This is a genomic window from Actinomadura rubteroloni, from assembly GCF_002911665.1.
Classification (GTDB): Bacteria; Actinomycetota; Actinomycetes; order Streptosporangiales; family Streptosporangiaceae; genus Spirillospora; species Spirillospora rubteroloni.
In genome coordinates this window covers 2,312,225-2,328,532 of the sequence record NZ_MTBP01000001.1, presented here as the reverse complement: position 1 = coordinate 2,328,532, position 16,308 = coordinate 2,312,225, and the positions used below count along the sequence as shown (strand labels likewise).

Here is a 16,308-nt window from a genome sequence, read left to right as displayed (position 1 = left end):
GCCGCAGGCCCGTCCCGGCGTGTGCGGGGCGGCGCGCACGTTCGCGCGGACGGGGCGGCGGGGGCCGCCGGAGTTCCACCGCGGGACCGGCCGACACGGGGAGCTTTGGCCGTGTTCGCCCATGTAGCGTAGGCAGGTCCGTAACTCGTCGCGGAGCCCGTCGCGGGACCTCGCGGCGGGACGAAGGCGGCGCGGGATGAAACAGGGGGTGGCGACCGTGGCCGACGTCTGGCGGCCCACGTCAGAGCTGGAACGGCGGCTGGTGGAGGCGGTCCGCGCGGGCGACCGGGAGGCGTACTTCCGGATGCTCGCGGAGGCGGAACTGCTGCTCCCGGTCGCCCCGGACCTGGTCGAGGACGTCCTCGCCAACCGGGTGCAGCCGCCGTGGCCGACGCGGGAGGACGACGGACGCGTCCATGTGCTGGCGTTCACCTCGGCGGCGGCGATGCTGGCGTGCCTCGGGCCCGGCGTCCGGCACTTCCTGACGGTGTCGTTCGCGGACGTCGCGCAGAGCTGGCCGGAGCTGCGCTGGTGGCTCGCGGTGGACGCCGTGCCGTCCGGGGCCGTGCCCCTGCCCCTGGAGGGCCGGCTGCCCGGCTGGTTCGTGCGGCAGATCCTCGACGGGGACGCGCTGCCGCCGCAGGCCGGACGTCCCGACGTCCTGGAGCCGCCGGTGCCGCTGCCCCGGGGGACGCACCGCGCGCCGGACGCGTCCCTGCCGGTCGCACCGCCGGACGCCCCCGCCGAGCCCGCCCCGCAGGGCGCGCACCACGCGGCCGTCGCCCCGGACGGCCCGCCCGCCGAACCCGACGCGGCCGCCATGCCGTACGCCGCGCCGCCCGCCGCGTGGGCGCCCGCCCGCCCGGCCGCGGACGACGGCGCGCTCGGCCCGGACCCCTTCGCCCCTCCGTCCTCCGACGCGCCCAGCGCGGCCCCCAACGTCCCGCCCGCCACGCCCGGCGCGACGTCCAGCAGCCCCCCTGGCACCGCGACCGGCACCCCAGACATTCCGCCCGGAATGCCCGGCGCGACATCCGGTGCCCCGACGGACGGGCCGTCCGGAGCGCCATCAGAAGCGTCGCTCAACGTGCCGCCGGGCTTCCCGCCCGGCAGCGCGCACGGCGCGCCGTCCGACGGGGCACCGGGCGCCACGCCCGGGATGCCCGGCGCGACATCCGGCGCGCCGACAGACATGCCGCCGAGCGGTACGCCCGGCGGTACGTACGGCGCACCGTCCGACGCAACGCCTGGTACCGCGTACGGCGCGGGGCCCGCGCCGTACGACGCGACGTTGGACGGGCCGCCCGGCGGCGTGTACGGCCCGACGTCCGACACCATGCCGGGATTGCCGCCCGGTGGCGCGCCGTCCGACGCGACGCCGGGTGTGCCCTTGGGCGAGCAGGGCCTGCACGGGGCGCCGCCCGCCGAGCCCGGTTACCCGGCACCGCCCGTCCCCGGTGCGGCCGGGGAGACCTACGCGTCGCCCGAGCGCGGCGTGCCGCCCTTCAGCCCGTCTGCGGGTGGCCGCGTCAACGGGGTGGAGGTGCCGCCGCCCGGGGACCGTCCTTTCCCCGAATCCGGCGTGCCCGCCGATGACGCGGACCGCTTGGCCTTTCCGTCCCTCGGAGCCGAAGCGCCGGGCGTGCCCGGGACGGACGCCGACCGGGCGCCGTACACGTCCGGCGACGCGGACGATCAGGACGCGGGCCTGCCGCCGTTCGCGGCGCCCGGCGACGCCGGACCCGGCGCGTCCGCGCCGTACGTGCCCGGCGGTGCGGCGGACGTGGAGCCGCCGTCCTTCGCTCCGCCCGGCGCGCCTGCGGCGTCCGGCGAGCACGGCGTGGAGCGGCCGTCCGCCGGCGAGCCCGGCGCGGAGGCGGCGGCTTCCGGCGACCTTGGCGTGGGTGAACGCCCGACGCTCGCGTCCAGCGGCGAGCTCCGCTCGGACGAGCACGACACCGAACGGCTCGGCTTCGCGCCGGGCGTTGGAGAGCAGAGCACCGAACGGCCCGGCCTGACGCCGGGTGGCGAGCACGGGATCGAACGGCCGGTCTTCGGACCGGGCGGCGAGCACGGAGCCGAAGGGCCAGGCTTCACGCCGGGCGGCGAACCGGGCGTCAGCGGGCCGGGTGGCGAGCCTCGCGTTGAGCAGCACGGAACCGAAGGGCCGGGCTTCGCGCCGAGCGGCGAGCCGGGCGTCAGTGAGCGGCCGAGCGGTGCGCTCGGCGGCGAACGGCCGGGGCTTGCGTCGGTTGGTGAGCGCGGTGACGGGCGGCCGGGGCTCGTGTCGGCCGGCGAGGACGGGCCGGGCGAGTTCGGCGACGAGCGGCCCGGATTCGCGCCGGGCGGTGAGTCCGAGTTCAGCGCTGAGCGGCCGGAAAGCGCGCCGGGCGGTGCGGGTGAGGCGGAGCCGTCCTTCGCGGCGGGCGACGGCGAGCACGGCGTGGAGTTCGCGGCGGACGAAGACGATGATCCGTCCGCCACCACGCGGGATCCGTATCCGATCGTCAAGGCGCGCGGCGGACGGGCGCAGGCCGGGGAGGCGGACGTCAGGACGGAGCCGTCCCCGACCGAGACGCAAGTCGATCTCCCGGCTGTGAACGACGAGGCCGGCTGGGAGGACCTGCGCGACCAGCACCGGGCTCTCCCCCGCGACAAGGCCCGCGCGCCCTTCGAACCGGCCAACGACGTCGAGCGCGAGCTGCTGCGCGCCGCGTCCACCGACGACCACGACCTGTTCCTGCAGACGCTCGCCGGGGCGGAGGTGCTGCTGCCCGTCCCGGACGACATGGACTACACGCTGCGGCCGGGCCGTCCCGGGTTCCCGTGGCGGACGCGCGAGGCCGACGGCGTGACGACCGTCCCGGTGTTCACCTCGCCCGAGCGGCTGGTCGAGGAGGCGCAGCGGACGGGCGCGAACGCCGAATACCTGACGCTGCCGTTCACGACCGTCCTTCGGTACTGGCCGGACAAGGAGTGGCCGCTCGCGGTGAACGCGGGCTCCCCGGCGGGCGGGACGGTCCACGCCGAGCAGCTTCCCGGCCTCGCGACCTGGGCCGACCAGCGCGCGGCGCGGCGGCTCGGCGAGTCGTTCGAGCCGCAGAACGAGGTCGAGGAGCGGCTGTTCGAGGCGGCCGGGCGCGGCGACGGCGACGGGTTCTTCGCGATCCTGGCGGGCGCGCAGGTGCTCGTCCCGGCCGAGCCGCAGACGCCGTGGGGCATCGCGCCCGACGACCCGGAGTTCCCGTGGCGTCCGGTGCCCGTCCACGGCCGGACGGCGATCCAGGTGTTCACGTCGCTGCGCTGGATGAACGAGGCGATCGGCAGTTCGCGGTTCGTGATGCCGAGCTTCCAGGAGATGGCGGCGGCGTGGCCGGACGACGGGTGGACGCTCGTCCTCAACCCCGGCACGCCGATCGACGCCGCGCTCCCGGCCGAGCGGGTCCGGACGTTCACCGCCGCGGCGCCCGAGCCGGCGCCCGAACCCGAGCCGCAACCGCGGCCGAGCGGCGACGAGCCGGAGTTCGAGCCGGGCAACCGCATCGACCAGGAGTTGCACGAGGCCGTCCGCGCGGGCGACTCCGACGCGTTCCTGCGGGTGCTGCTGGCCGCGAACGTGCTGGTGCCGATCCCCGACGACGCGCCGCTGGAGGTCACGCCCGTCCAGCGCGAGTTCCGGTGGGACGCGGCGCTGCGCGACCCGTCCTCGGTCCGCGTCTTCACCTCGATGGTGCGGCTGCGCGAGGTGCTGCCCGAGTCGCGGTTCGTGTACGCGGACTTCCGCGAGCTGATCGCGGTGTGGCCGCGCGACGACTGGGCGATGCTGCTCAACCCGGGCACGCGGATCGGCGCGTCCCTGGAGGGCGGGCAGGTCCGGTCGCTCAGCGAGTGGGCGGCGCGGGTGGGGCTCGTCCGGCCGCGTCCCGAACCGGTCCCCGAGCCCGTACCCGAGCCGGCCGAGGTGAGCGCGCCCGCACCGGCGCCTCGCCCCGAGCCCGAGCCCGAGCCGGACGGCGAACCGCTCCCGCAGCCGGCGATCATGCAGAAGGTCGTCCCGCACGGCCATGTCGGCTGGTACCTGGAGCAGGGCTACGACCGGGTCGGCGGGTTCGTCCACCCGACCTCGGACGTCGCCGAATTGCAGACCCCCGAGCAGCTCTACGAGACGCTCGGCCTGCTCTACGAGGACTCGCCGTTCTCGGCCGCCGACGAGAAGGTCTACGTGATCCGCTGGCCCGCGTACTGCTCGGACCTGTACCGGGTGCCGTTCGGCGGCCGGACGGACGAGGAGCTGGCCGCGTGGGGCGACGCGGGCTGGGTCGTGGAGGCGCCGCCGTTCCAGGGGTCGGGCTTCGCGCCGGGCAGCGCGGGGTCGATCCGGGAGTACAAGGTCGACAGCCTGCGGCTCCCGCACGGCGCGGAGATGTACCTGGTCGGCGCGGACCGCTCGGAGCGGTTCGTCGCGATGTACGACCCGGACCGGCTGGCGTGGCTGCGGCCCGAGGCGGGTGAACCGGACGGTGATCGACGTTGACGGACGGCCTTACTGGACGGAGGGCATCATGGCACCCATCCGAGACGGTTATCTGGCCCGCTGGCTGGGCCGGGACTTCGAGGCGGCGCCGGGCGCGGACGGCGAGATCCGCCTGTACGCGCCCGAGCCGACGGACGGTTTCGAGGAACTGCGGCCCGGCCGGTACCGCCGGACCGTCCCGGCGTTCGAGGTCGAGGCGCTGCGGTACGTCCGGACGACGTGCAGGTGGCGGGGCGAGCCGTTCGTGATCGTCGGGGAGCACGAGGGCTGGCTGCGGGTGGAGTACACGGGCGGGCGCGCCCCCGTCGCCGAGCGGCTCGGCCTGGACCGCGTGGACCAGGGCGTGTGGCAGAGCTGGGCGCCGCGCGACGAGGTGGAGGACGTGCGGGAGGAGGCCGTCTGACGTCCGGCTTGCGATGGCGTCCCGCTCGTGCTGGCATGAACTGCGCACCGGATGGTTACCGGAGCGTCAAAAACTCTTCATGAGTGAGCAACGGCGTCCTGGGTAGGGGACAAACCAGGCGTACATGGGGCGAACGCGACGGAGGTGCGGGGGCGTGCTCTCCCGTTCGACGGGTCATCGGCTGCTGCTCGGCATGGGACTGGCGACGGTCGTCGCCGCGACTCCGTCCCCCGATCCCTCGGGGTCGGGCAGTCCCACGCCGGATCCGAGTCCGACGACGCCGCCGCCGCGAGCCGTGCTGCTGGTGAGCGCGACGCCCGGCAGGGCGAAGGCCAAGCCGGGCGAGACCGTGCCGGTGACCGTCCGGGTGCGCGCCCAGAACGCGTCGGCCACCGGCGTGCGCGTCACGCGGATCGCGGCGAGCCCGAAGAAGGCCGTCGTCGGCGGCGAGTGCCCGGCCCCGTTCACGGCGGCCGGCTGCACCCTCGGGACGCTCGCGGCGGGCGGACGGGACACCGTGCTCGCGACCGTCGGCGTCCCGGACGACCTGACGGCGACCACGCCGGTCACCCTGTCGATCACGGTGACGGCCGAGAACGCCGACGCCGGGTCCGCCGCCGCGACCGTCACGTTCGCGGTGCCGGTCAAGGCCAAGCCGCTGCCGACCGGGACGACCGCCGCGCCGAAGAAGAAAAAGAAGGCGGCCCCGGCGCCGCGTCCGGTGCCCCGTCCGGTGCCGCAGCCCGCCCCGGCGCTGCCGCCCGAGCAGAGCGTCGCCCCGCCGATCGTCACGACGAGCGTGCCGCTGCCGTCGGTGCAGGCCCCGACGGTCGCGCAGGAGCGGACGTCCGCGCTCCCCCAGAGCAGGCTCCGCGGCAACAGCGCGGCCGTCGCGCAGGACACCGAGTTCGAGCGCGTCGCGGGCGTGCAGGCGGCGTGGCTCGCGGCGCTGTTCGTCGCGACGCTGCTCGTCCTGACGCAGGCGCGGCTCGGCCGCCGGAACAGCCGCCGACGGGTCAGGTCCCGCTGACGAGCGCGTAGCAGGCGATCGCGGCGGCGGCCACCACATTGAGGGAGTCGACGCCGCTCGCCAGCGCGCCGGTGTCCATCGGGATGCGGACGGGCGCGTCGGCCTCGGCCAGCCAGTGCGACGTCAGCCCGTCGCCCTCGGAGCCGAGCAGCAGCGCGACCCGGTCGCCGGACGGCGCGGCGGCCAGCGGCACGGCGGACGCGTCCGGGGTGAGGGCGAGCAGCGTGAAACCGGCGGCGCGCAGGGCGTCCAGGCCGTCCCGCCAGTGCTCCATGCGCGCGTACGGCACCGCGAACACCGCGCCCATTGACACCTTCACCGCGCGCCGGTAGAGCGGGTCGGCGCAGCGCGGGGACAGGACGACGGCGTCCACGCCGAGCGCGGCGGCGCACCGGAAGATCGCGCCGACGTTGGCGTGGTCGACCAGGTCCTCCAGGACGAGCAGCCGCCGGGCCCTCGCCACGACCGACGCGACGTCCGGCAGCGGCAGCCGCCGCATCGACGCCAGCGCGCCCCGGTGGACGGGGAAGCCCGCGACCGCCTCCACCACCGCGTCGGCGGCGACGTAGACGGGCGCGCCGGCCTCGTCGAGCGCGTCGGCCAGCGGCTCCACCCAGCGGTCGGCCATGAGGAACGAGCGGGCGGGGTGCCCGGTGGCCAGGGCGCGGCGGATGACCTTCTCGCCCTCGGCGATGAACAGGCCGTGCTCGGCCTCCAGGCTCTTGCGGAGGTTGACGTCGCGCAGCCGCGTGTAGTCGGCGAGACGCGGGTCGGCGGGGTCGGCGACGGGGACGAGACGGGCCATGCTCCCCATTCTGGCCCCGCGCCGCCGGGGGTTCGCCCGGACACACGGCGTGACCGCCGTTGGGACCGTACCAACGGGATGACCTGCGAGATCGCCATTTTGCGGCTCTTTGTAACCTCCGAAGCGGACTACTACAGTGCCGGGGAACATGAACGTGTTTCTGGTGAATCGAGGCTGCCGTGAGCGGACGTCATCGCAACGACTTCCCTGATGAGGGGGCGGAGGGCGGTGAGCACGACCCGTCCCGTCCGGTCTTCGGGCCGGCCAACGACGGGTCGTCCGACTGGTTCGCGCCGCGCGACAGCCAGAGCCCGCGGGTGACGCCCGGCGAGTCCGGCGAATGGTCCGGCTTCGGCGGGGCGTCCGACAGCGGTTCCCGCGGGACGACGCCGCCTCCGCCCTCGTCCGGGCCCTACGGGACGTACGGGTACGGCTCGGGGGCCTACGAGCGCCCGGCCACGGCGAGCGGCGGCTTCGAGCAGCCGCCGTCCGGGACGGGCGGGTTCGCGCCGCCGCCGAGCGGAACGGGCGGCTTCGAGCGTCCGCCGGCCGGATCGGGCGGGTACGAGCGGCCCACGGGCGGAACGGGCGGATACGAGCGGCCGTCCGCCGGAAGCGGCGGCTTCGAGCGGCCCACGGGCGGTACCGGCGGATATGAGCGGCCCTCGGGCGGGTTCGAGCTGCCGCCGTCCGGGACGGGCGGGTTCGAGCGGCCCTCGGCCGGGAGCGGCCGCTACGGACAGTCGTCGGGCGGGTACGAGCGGCCCGGGTCCGGCGAGATCGGCGGGTACACGCTGCCCGGCGCGTCCAGCGCGGGGTACCGCGGCTACGACACCATGTCGGGCTCGGGCGAACGCGAGTCCGGCTTCTTCGGCGGCCGTTCGGGCGGCGACTCCGGCGGACCGGGCGGGCCGGGCGGCTCCGGCGAGTACGGCCGCCGCCGCAAGAAGCGCCGCGGCCTGCTCATCGGCCCGCTGGCGGGCGCGATCGGCCTCGCGGTACTGCTCGGCGTCGGCGTCTACGCGTTCCTCGGGACGGGCGGCTGCGGCGGCGACGGCGCGCTGCGGCTGCGCGTCTCGGCGGCCCCCGACATCGCGCCGGCCGTCCGCAAGGCCGTCAGCCGGTTCAACGACCAGGGGCGCAAGGTCGGCGGGAAGTGCGTCCAGGCGTCCGTCGGCGCCGACGACCCGTCGTCGGTGGCGACCGTGCTGTCCGGGCAGGGCGTCCCGTCCGACACCACCCGCCAGCCGGACGTGTGGATCCCCGACTCGACCCTGTGGACGTCGCTCGTCCAGACCAGCACCGACAAGGCCCGGCACAAGATCACGGTCAGCCGGACGTCCGTCGCGTCGAGCCCGATCGTCGTCGGCCTGCCGCACACCCTCGCCGCGCAGCTCCAGAAGGAGGGCGTCACCGCGACGCCGTCCTGGGACAACCTGCTGAAGGCGGCGGGCGGCGTCGCGGGCGGCGGCGTCACCAAGAACCAGATGATCCCGCCGGGCGCGGTGCGGATGGTCGTCCCGGACCCGACGGTCAACGCCGTCGGCCTCGGCGGCCTGGTCCTCACCGGCGAGCTGCTGACCAACGACCCGAACCGGGACTCGATCTTCACCGGGATCGTCCGGACGGTCCGCGAGGCGACCGTCCAGAAGCCCGCCGACACGTTCAAGCAGTTCCGCCCGGGACGCAGCGGCAAGCAGCCGATCAGCATCTCGTCCGAGCAGGCCCTGTGGAGCTACAACCGGACGAACCCGGCGGAACCGGCCGTCGCGCTGTACCCGGTCGAGGGCACGCTGTCGCTGGACTACCCGTTCACCGTCACGGCCGACGACGGTGACAAGAAGGAGGCGGCGGGCCTCCTCGAACAGGCGATGAACACCGACGCGACCCGCACGGACGTCCGTGAGCTGGGCTTCCGCTCGCCGGACGGCAAGGCGCCGACGGCGTTCGCGGAGAAGTACGGCGTGAGCCCGGCCCGTCCCCGCCAGCTCCCGCCGCCCCGGCCCGCCGACGTCGCGCAGACGATGCAGGCGTGGTCGAAGCTGTCGCTCGGGATCCGGATCCTGACCCTCACCGACGTGTCCGGCTCGATGGCCGAGCCCGTGGGCGGCGGGATGAACCGGCTCCAGGCGCTCACGCGCGTCGAGCAGGGCGGGCTGAGCATGCTCTCCAACGACACCGAACTCGGCATGTGGTCGTTCTCGACCAAGCTCGTGGGCAACCGGGACTACCGGGAACTCGTCCCGATCGGCGGGCTCGGCGAGCGCATCGGCTCCACGACGCGCCGGAACATGGTCCTCACCCAGCTCAACCAGATGCGGCCCAAGCCGGACGGCGACACGGGCCTGTACGCGACGATCCTCGCCGCGTACAAGGAGATGAACCGGACGTACAAGCCGGAGTTCGTCAACACGATCCTGCTGTTCACCGACGGCCAGAACGACGACCCCGACGGCCCGACGCTCCAGCAGGCGGTCGCGCAGCTCAGGGCGATGCGCGACCCGGACAAGCCGATCCAGGTGAACATGATCGGCTACGGGAAGGACGTCGACGAGGCGTCGCTCCGGGAGATCGGCCGGATCACCAACGGGACGGTCCAGCTCGCGAACACCCCGCAGGACATCCAGAAGATCGTCCTGAAGCTGCTGGCCCGCCGGATCAACGAATGACCGCCGGGGGCCGGGCCGCCCGCCCGGCCCCCGACTGAAATCTCCGAAATTTCGCTGCGAACCTGTCAACCGGTCGCCGGGGCGGGCCGTCTCTTATACGGAGGCCCGACGGGGAGCGGGGCCGTCGGGCCTCCATACTCCACGCCCTGTGCCTCGTCCGGGGCCTCGGGCCGGACCCGGCCGCGGTGCCCGGAGCGCCCACCCTCTCGGCTCCGGCACCCGCATCACCGACTCCGCTCCGGGAGGACCCCGTGTCCGCTTGGCCCACCCTCGACCGCGCCGCCGACGAGCGTCTGGCCCGCGCGCTCGCCACCGGCGACGCGGCCGCGCCGGGCCTGCTCGCCGACCGCTACGGCGCCCGGCTCTACGACTACTCCCACGCGCTGCTGCGCGACCGCGACGAAGCCTCCTGGGCGCTGTACAACGCGCTGCTGGCCGCGGGCGCGCACGGCTCCCTGGCCGGCGGCGGCGGACGGCTCCGCGCCTGGCTGTACGCGCTCGTCCGGCACGAGTGCCTGCTGCGGCTGCGCGACCCCGACCGTCCGGACGAGCGGATCGAGGCGCCCGAGGCCGAGGACGCCTTCCTGGACGAGGCCGAGCACGCCCGGCTGCTGGAGGCCCGCCGGCTCGCGCACAGCGCCCTCGCCGCATTGCGGGGCCGCGAGCGCGAGACGCTCGACCTGCTGCTGCGCCACGACCTGGACACGCCCGAGATCGGCGTCGTCCTCGGGCTGGAGTCCGCCGACGCCGCCCGTCTCGCCGCCGTCGCGCGGGCCAGGCTGGACGAGGCCGTCGCCGCCGCGCTCATCGCCCGCTCCCGGGGGCACGGCTGCCGGGAGGCCGCCGTGCTCGCCGACCGGGGCGGCTGGCCGGTCGACCCCGCGACCGCCCGCGCGCTGGTCGCCCACCTGGAGGACTGCCGGGTCTGCGCCGCGCACCGGGGCCGTTCGGTGTCGGCCGCGCGGCTGCTCCAGGCGCTGCCGGTCGCGATGATGCCGGGCGAGCTGCCCGGTGCGATCACCGACGCCGCCGCCGATCCCGGGATCGTGGCGGAGGCCGCCCGGCGGGCCGGGCCGTTCGGTCCGGACGGCCTGCCGCTCCCGCCGGACGCGCGGGCGGAGGCGGACGAGCCCCGCCGGGGCCGCACCCCGCCCCGGCTCTGGCCCGCGCTCGGCGCCGCCGCGGCCGTGATCCTCGTGGTGACGGGCGGGTACCTGCTGATGCCGGGTTCGGAGAGCCCGGCGGCGGGGCTCGGGACGGCGGCGTCCACGCCGGCCGCCGACCCGTCGGAGTCGCCGCAGGACAGCCCGTCCCCGGAGCCGACGACGTCCGCGCCGACGCCGACGACCAGCGCTCCGACGCCGTCCGCCACCCCGACGACCCGCCGCCCGACCCCGAAGCCCACCCGCACCAAGCGCCCGAAGCCGCCGGCCCGGCCGCCGGTCACGGGGGCGGTGAAGGTCGGTGGCGGATGCGAGCTGACCGGGGTGACGTCCTGCGTCCTCACGGTCACCGCGCCGCCCGGCACGGCCTGGACGGCGTCGGCCTCGGGGCCGTTGCGGCTCAGCCGCAGCGCCGGACGCGGGAACGGCGTCGTCGTCGTGAGCCGCGCGGTCTGCACGGACGGCGACGAGCAGTCCTACGCGTACTCGGTGGAGTTCTCCGGGGGCGGCGGCGTCACCCCCGTGGCCTGGTCGTGCAAGCCCCCGGCGGCCGGTCAGTAGTGATCCCGCCGCGTCGGCTCAGCGCTCCGCGCTCACCAGGCGGAGCCCGAGTCCAGGACGCGATGAGCACGGTCCAACAGCAGCGGGACGGCCGCGCCGACCAGGTCGAACCCGGCGCCGACCGTGGCGTTCTGGAGGAACCGCGCGTGGATCCCCTCCAGGATCGCCGCCAGCTTGAAGCACGCGAACGCGACGTAGTAGTCCAGCCCGGACAGGTCCGCGCCCGTGGCGGCGGCGTACCGCGCGGCGAACTCGCGCCGGGTCGGAAAGCCGGGCGCGGCGGTGACGGTCGCGCCGACGGGCAGCCGTTCGGCGTCCCCGGCCTCGGTCCAGTAGACGAGCGTCAGCCCGAGGTCGGACAGCGGGTCGCCGAGCGTGGACATCTCCCAGTCCACGACGGCGGCGATGGCCGGTTCGGGTTCCAGCCGGGCGAGCGCGTTGTCGAGGCGGAAGTCGCCGTGGACGAGCCGTCCGGGCGCGTCGGGCGGCAGCCGCTCGCCGAGCCGCGCCACGAGCCGGTCGAACCCGGGCAGGTCGCGGTCGGCCCCGGCGGCGCGGACGGCGTCGCGCGACCGCTCCCACTGCTGCCCCCAGCGGCGGAGCTGGCGCTCCAGGTACCCGGCCGGACGGCCGAAGTCCGCGAGCCCCGCCCGCTCCGGGTCGACGGTGTGGATCTCGGCGAGCGCGTCCGCGAGCCGGTCGCCGAGCGCGCCGGCCTGCGCCGGGGCGAGGTCGGCGGCGTCGGCCTCGGTGCGCAGGACGCGGCCCGCGACGAAGTCCATGACGTAGAACGTCGCGCCGATGACGCCGGCGTCGGCGCAGAACGCGAGCATCGCGGGCACCGGCACGCCGGACGCCGCGCCGAGCGCCGCCATCACGCGGTACTCGCGGGCCATGTCGTGCGCGGTCGGCAGGACGTGCCCGAGCGGCGGCCGGCGCAGCACGACGTCGCGGCCGTCGCCGAGCGCGACCCGGTAGGTGAGGTTGGACCGGCCGCCCGCGATGAGATCGACGGCGGTGACGGGGCCGGAGCCGGGCAGCGCCTCGGCCAGCCAGGCGGCGAGGCGCGGGACGTCGACGCCGGGCACTGCGGGTTCGTCCTTCATGACGACCTATTAGAACGCGGCTCGGCCGCTCCCGGGACGGCGGTCCCGGCGCAGGCGTCCCGCCGGAACGCGGCGGCCACATCCGGCCGCGCGGCCCGGCGCGCACGCCAGGCCGCCCACCTGCGACGACGCGGTCACGATCCGCCACCGTGAGCCAGATCGTCCCGGCGCCAGGTGGATCCGCGCGACCGGCGGGGTACGACCCCGCGACGGCACGGATCACCCCAGGTCACCCCGGGACGCTCTCGGGGTGGACATCCATGCCCAACTGGGCTAACACAGGATAACGAGACCAATTCGGGGCACGAAGCCCGATTGGGGAGGACACACGGTGGCAGACGCATGGCTACCGGAGGCCGGCCGGTCGCCGGCGGGCGACGACGGCGGACCGCTGCGGGGCGGCGCCCCGCGCGCGGTGTGGCTGGCCAGCGACTCCGACGCGCGGGTGGTGTCGGCCCGGTCGGTCGCCGCCGACCTCGTCCGCGCCGGACGGCCCGCGCACCTCGTGTGGAATCCGCGCACCGGGGAGATCGTCCAGCTCGTCCCGGCGACCCGGGCCGCGGGGACGATCGGCGCGGCGGGCCGTGAGGGACGGGCCTGCCTGCAGATCATGGTCGTCGGATCCGCGCACGAGCCGTTCACCGCGACCCCGCTGACCGGCCTGGACACGATCCTCATGTGGCTGGACGCCTGGGGCGTCGCGCGCCGCTGGCCCGCCGGGCCGCCGCTGCCCCCGCCGCAGTCCTACCAGGCCCGGCGGGACCGGCGGGCCTGGGCGCGCGGCGGCCACTTCGGCGCCTCGCAGGTGCCCGGACCCGGACGGCCCGACCCGGGCGCCATCGACATCCGGCGCGTCACCGGTCCGGAGACGCCGGTCGCGCCGCTGCCGCGTCCGCTGCCCCGCGAGGACCGCGCGCCCCGGCTGCCGGTGCCCCGGCTGCCCGGCGACCTGGCGGCGGTGCCGACCGTGCCAGCGCCCGAACCAGCGAGCATCCGGTCCTGAGCTCGTCCGGCGACGCCGCCGCGCCGTAGCCGATGACGAGCCCGCTCCCCTCGGCGGGCTCGGTGCGGTACCGGTCGAGGGCGTCCACGAGCACGCCCCGCGCGGCGGCCTCGTCCCGGACGCGCCGGGCCGTCCCGGCGGGCAGCGCGACGACCACGTGCAGGCCCGCCGTGCTGCCCCGCACGTCGAGCCCGCGCAGCGCGCCGGTGACGACGGCGCGGCGGCGCGCGTACTCGGCCCGGACGCGCCGGACGTGGCGCTCCAGGTCGCCGCGCTCCAGCAGCACCCGCAGCGCCTCCTCGGCCAGCGCGGACGTCCGGTCGTTGACCAGGTCGCGGTGCCGGGCGACGGCGGCGGCGAGGTCGGGCCGCGCCACCAGCCAGCCGAGGCCCATCCGCGCGGTGAGCATCTTCGCGGTCGTGCCGAGGTAGAGGACGACGTCCGGGTCGAGGCCGTGCAGCGCGGGCAGCGGGCCGACGTCGAAGCGGAACTCGCCGTCGTAGTCGTCCTCGGCGATCAGCGCGCCGGTGCGCCGCGCCCACGCGACGAGCGCCTGCCGGCGCGGCACCGGCAGGACGCCGCCGAGCGGGAACTGGTGCGCGGGCGTCGTGTAGACGAGCGCGAGATCGTCGGGCAGGTCGGCGACGACGAGCCCGTGGTCGTCCACGCGGCACGGCACGACCTCCAGCCCGCGCGCCGCCAGCGCCGCGTGCGCCTTGCCGTAGCCGGGCTCCTCGACGCCCGCGCGCTGTCCGGGTCGCAGCAGCGCGGCGGCGGCGAGCGCGAGCCCGTTCGTCGCGCCCCGGGTGACGACGATCTGGCCGGGGGCGCACGCGACGCCCCGGCCGCGCCGCAGGTAGGCGGCCAGTTCGGCGCGCAGTCCTGGCAGGCCGTGCGGGTCGGAGCGCTCGCTCGCCGGCGCGGTCGCGGCGAGCCGCCACGCGCGCCGCCAGGCGGGGGTGTCCAGGGCGCCGGCGAACGCGGTTCCGGGACGCAGGTCGATCGCGCCGGGCGGGGCGACGCGTCCGGCATAGGGGATCTGCTTCGGTATCGGGTCGTTCGTCTCGGGGGCGGGGACGACGTCGGTGACGTAGGTGCCCGAGCCGTGCCGTCCTTCGATCCAGCCTTCGGCGTAGAGCTGCTCGTACGCCTCGGTGACGACCGTCCGGCTGACGCCGAGTTCGGCCGCGAGCGTCCGGCCGGACGGCAGGCGCTCCCCCGCGACGAGCCGTCCGTCGCGCATCGCGGCCCTGAGCTGCCGGACGATCTGGGTCCGCAGCGGCGCCGCGTCCGCGCGGTCGACCGTGACGGGCAGCAAAGTGGTCTCCCTTTCTCGCCGCGAAGTGGCTCTACTGGCCAGGCCACTCGGGTTCTAGCGTAACCGTCATGACGCTGACGCCGCTTTCACCGACCGAACGGTCCCGCCTGCGCCGCCTTCCGGAACGCGGATCCGTTTCCCGCGAGGACCTGTACCGCATCCTGGACGAGGGCAACATCTGCCACCTCGGCGTGACGATCGACGGGACCCCGCGCGTCATCCCGACCGCCTACGGCCGCTCCGGCGACACGCTCTACCTGCACGGCTCGACCGGCGCGACGAGCGTGCGCGGCGCGACGGCCGACGTGTGCGTGACCGTGACGCTGCTGGACGGCCTCGTCCTCGCCCGCTCGCTGATGCACCACTCGGTGAACTACCGCAGCGCGCTCGTCTTCGGGACGCCCCGGCTCGTCACCGACCGGGCCGAGAAGCTCGCCGGGCTCCGCGCGATCGTCGAGAACCTGGTGCCCGGCCGCTGGGACGAGGCGCGCGAGCCGAACGCGAAGGAATTCGCCGCGACGGCCGTCCTCGCGCTGTCCCTCGCCGAGGCGTCGGTGAAGACGCGGCAGGGCCCGCCGTCCGACGAGGAGGCCGACCTGGCGCTGGACGCGTGGGCGGGCGTGGTGCCCGTCCGGACCGTCCTCGGCGACCCGGTCCCGGACCCGCTGCTGCGCCCCGGAACAGCCCTGCCCGCCGCGCTTTCCGGCGCCTGAGGCCCGGCACGGCCGCTCCCGGCCCGGCGGAGGCATAACCTGGCGTGGTGACCATGTCCGCCGACGCCGGGCCGGGGCGTGCGCCCGGTCCCCGCCGTCGCGGCACGGCAGAGGATCGTCGCAGGTGAGAGGGCGCATGACGAACGAGAAGCTGGTGTGGGTCGACTGCGAGATGACCGGTCTCGACCTGCGGAACGACGCCCTGATCGAAATAGCGGTGCTCGTGACCGACAGCGAGCTGACGATTCTCGACGAGGGCATCGACGTCATCATCCGGCCGCCGGACGCCGCGCTGACGCAGATGACGAAGGTCGTCCGGGACATGCACACCACGTCCGGGCTGCTGGACGCCCTGCCGGGCGGCGTCACGCTCGCCGAGGCCGAGGCCGAGGTTCTCGCCTACGTGAAGCGGTTCGTGAAGGACCCGAAGAAGGCGCCGCTGTGCGGCAACTCGATCGCGACGGACCGCTCGTTCCTGGCCCGCGACATGCCCGCCCTGGACGCGCACCTGCACTACCGGATGGTGGACGTCTCCTCCATCAAGGAGCTGGCGCGCCGCTGGTACCCCCGGGCGTACTTCGCGAGCCCGGCCAAAAAGGGCGGCCACCGCGCGCTGGCCGACATCACCGAGAGCATCCAGGAACTGCGCTACTACCGCTCGTCGGTCTTCGTCCCGCAGCCCGGCCCGGACTCCGAGACGGCCCGCGCCCTCGCCGCCGAGGCCATCGCCGCCACCCCCCGTCCGGCCTAGAAACGCGGTGGCGCACCACCCCGGCGGAGCCGCTACACTACTGGAAGCCGCGAACACAGCGGCCACGGTGGGTGTAGCTCAGCTGGCAGAGCACTTGGTTGTGGTCCAAGATGTCGGGGGTTCAAGTCCCCTCACTCACCCCGAGTGAACAACGCGAAGAGGGCCCGGTCCAACCGACCGGGCCCTCTTCGCGTTCCCGGACGAGCCGCGCCGCCTGCCGGATGCGGCCACCCGCTGGCGTCGTCCGTTCAC

General features: G+C 75.7%; 10 protein-coding genes and 1 tRNA gene. 8 read left to right on the top strand and 3 right to left on the bottom strand.

All coding sequences use genetic code 11. The features are described from left to right. Positions 1-196 precede the first annotated feature (196 nt). The 3 genes from BTM25_RS10325 (at position 197) to BTM25_RS29605 (ending at position 5,967) form a co-directional block, all read left to right on the top strand. Positions 197-4,534 carry an SseB family protein gene (locus tag BTM25_RS10325; RefSeq protein WP_146059019.1) on the top strand — a complete coding sequence of 1,446 codons (4,338 nt, stop codon included), beginning with the start codon at positions 197-199 and terminating at the stop codon, positions 4,532-4,534. Between the two features lie 28 nt (positions 4,535-4,562). Continuing rightward, on the top strand, positions 4,563-4,937 hold the full coding sequence (locus tag BTM25_RS10320; protein ID WP_103562451.1) for a hypothetical protein: 375 nt from the start codon (positions 4,563-4,565) through the stop codon (positions 4,935-4,937). Between the two features lie 154 nt (positions 4,938-5,091). Then, positions 5,092-5,967, top strand: a complete 876-nt coding sequence (locus BTM25_RS29605; RefSeq protein ID WP_168212074.1) for a COG1361 family protein — start codon at positions 5,092-5,094, stop codon at positions 5,965-5,967. Here the strand turns inward: BTM25_RS29605 and BTM25_RS10310 are convergent. Next, a complete protein-coding gene (locus BTM25_RS10310) occupies positions 5,954-6,772 on the bottom strand; it encodes a TrmH family RNA methyltransferase (protein WP_103562450.1) in 819 nt (272 codons plus the stop codon). The genes BTM25_RS29605 and BTM25_RS10310 overlap by 14 nt on opposite strands. A gap of 179 nt (positions 6,773-6,951) precedes the next feature. Here BTM25_RS10310 and BTM25_RS10305 point away from each other — a divergent pair, with 179 nt between their 5' ends. Continuing rightward, the gene (locus tag BTM25_RS10305) at positions 6,952-9,441 is read left to right on the top strand and encodes a substrate-binding domain-containing protein (protein WP_103562449.1); all 2,490 of its coding nucleotides are present in this window, start codon (positions 6,952-6,954) and stop codon (positions 9,439-9,441) included. A 251-nt stretch (positions 9,442-9,692) separates the two neighbouring features. Continuing rightward, positions 9,693-11,165 (top strand): RNA polymerase sigma factor, encoded by a 1,473-nt coding sequence (locus BTM25_RS10300; protein ID WP_103562448.1) that lies wholly within the window; start codon positions 9,693-9,695, stop codon positions 11,163-11,165. A gap of 32 nt (positions 11,166-11,197) precedes the next feature. Here the strand turns inward: BTM25_RS10300 and BTM25_RS10295 are convergent, their stop codons facing one another. Beyond that, positions 11,198-12,271: a phosphotransferase family protein gene (locus tag BTM25_RS10295; RefSeq protein WP_103562447.1), complete on the bottom strand. Its 1,074-nt coding sequence runs from the start codon at positions 12,269-12,271 to the stop codon at positions 11,198-11,200. A gap of 854 nt (positions 12,272-13,125) precedes the next feature. Then, entirely contained in the window at positions 13,126-14,592 is a 1,467-nt protein-coding gene (gene pdxR / locus BTM25_RS10285) for a MocR-like pyridoxine biosynthesis transcription factor PdxR (RefSeq protein ID WP_235828325.1), read from the bottom strand. Between the two features lie 68 nt (positions 14,593-14,660). On the opposite strand from pdxR, the gene BTM25_RS10280 reads away from it, so the two are divergent. From BTM25_RS10280 to BTM25_RS10270, 3 genes are all read left to right on the top strand, one after another. Further along, the gene (locus BTM25_RS10280; RefSeq protein ID WP_103562446.1) at positions 14,661-15,305 is read left to right on the top strand and encodes a pyridoxamine 5'-phosphate oxidase family protein; all 645 of its coding nucleotides are present in this window, start codon (positions 14,661-14,663) and stop codon (positions 15,303-15,305) included. Positions 15,306-15,441: 136 nt separating this feature from the next. Continuing rightward, complete coding sequence (gene orn, locus BTM25_RS10275; protein WP_103562445.1) at positions 15,442-16,056, top strand: oligoribonuclease; 615 nt, start codon at positions 15,442-15,444, stop codon at positions 16,054-16,056. Positions 16,057-16,123: 67 nt separating this feature from the next. Continuing rightward, positions 16,124-16,196: transfer RNA gene (locus BTM25_RS10270), tRNA-His, on the top strand. Positions 16,197-16,308 lie beyond the last annotated feature (112 nt).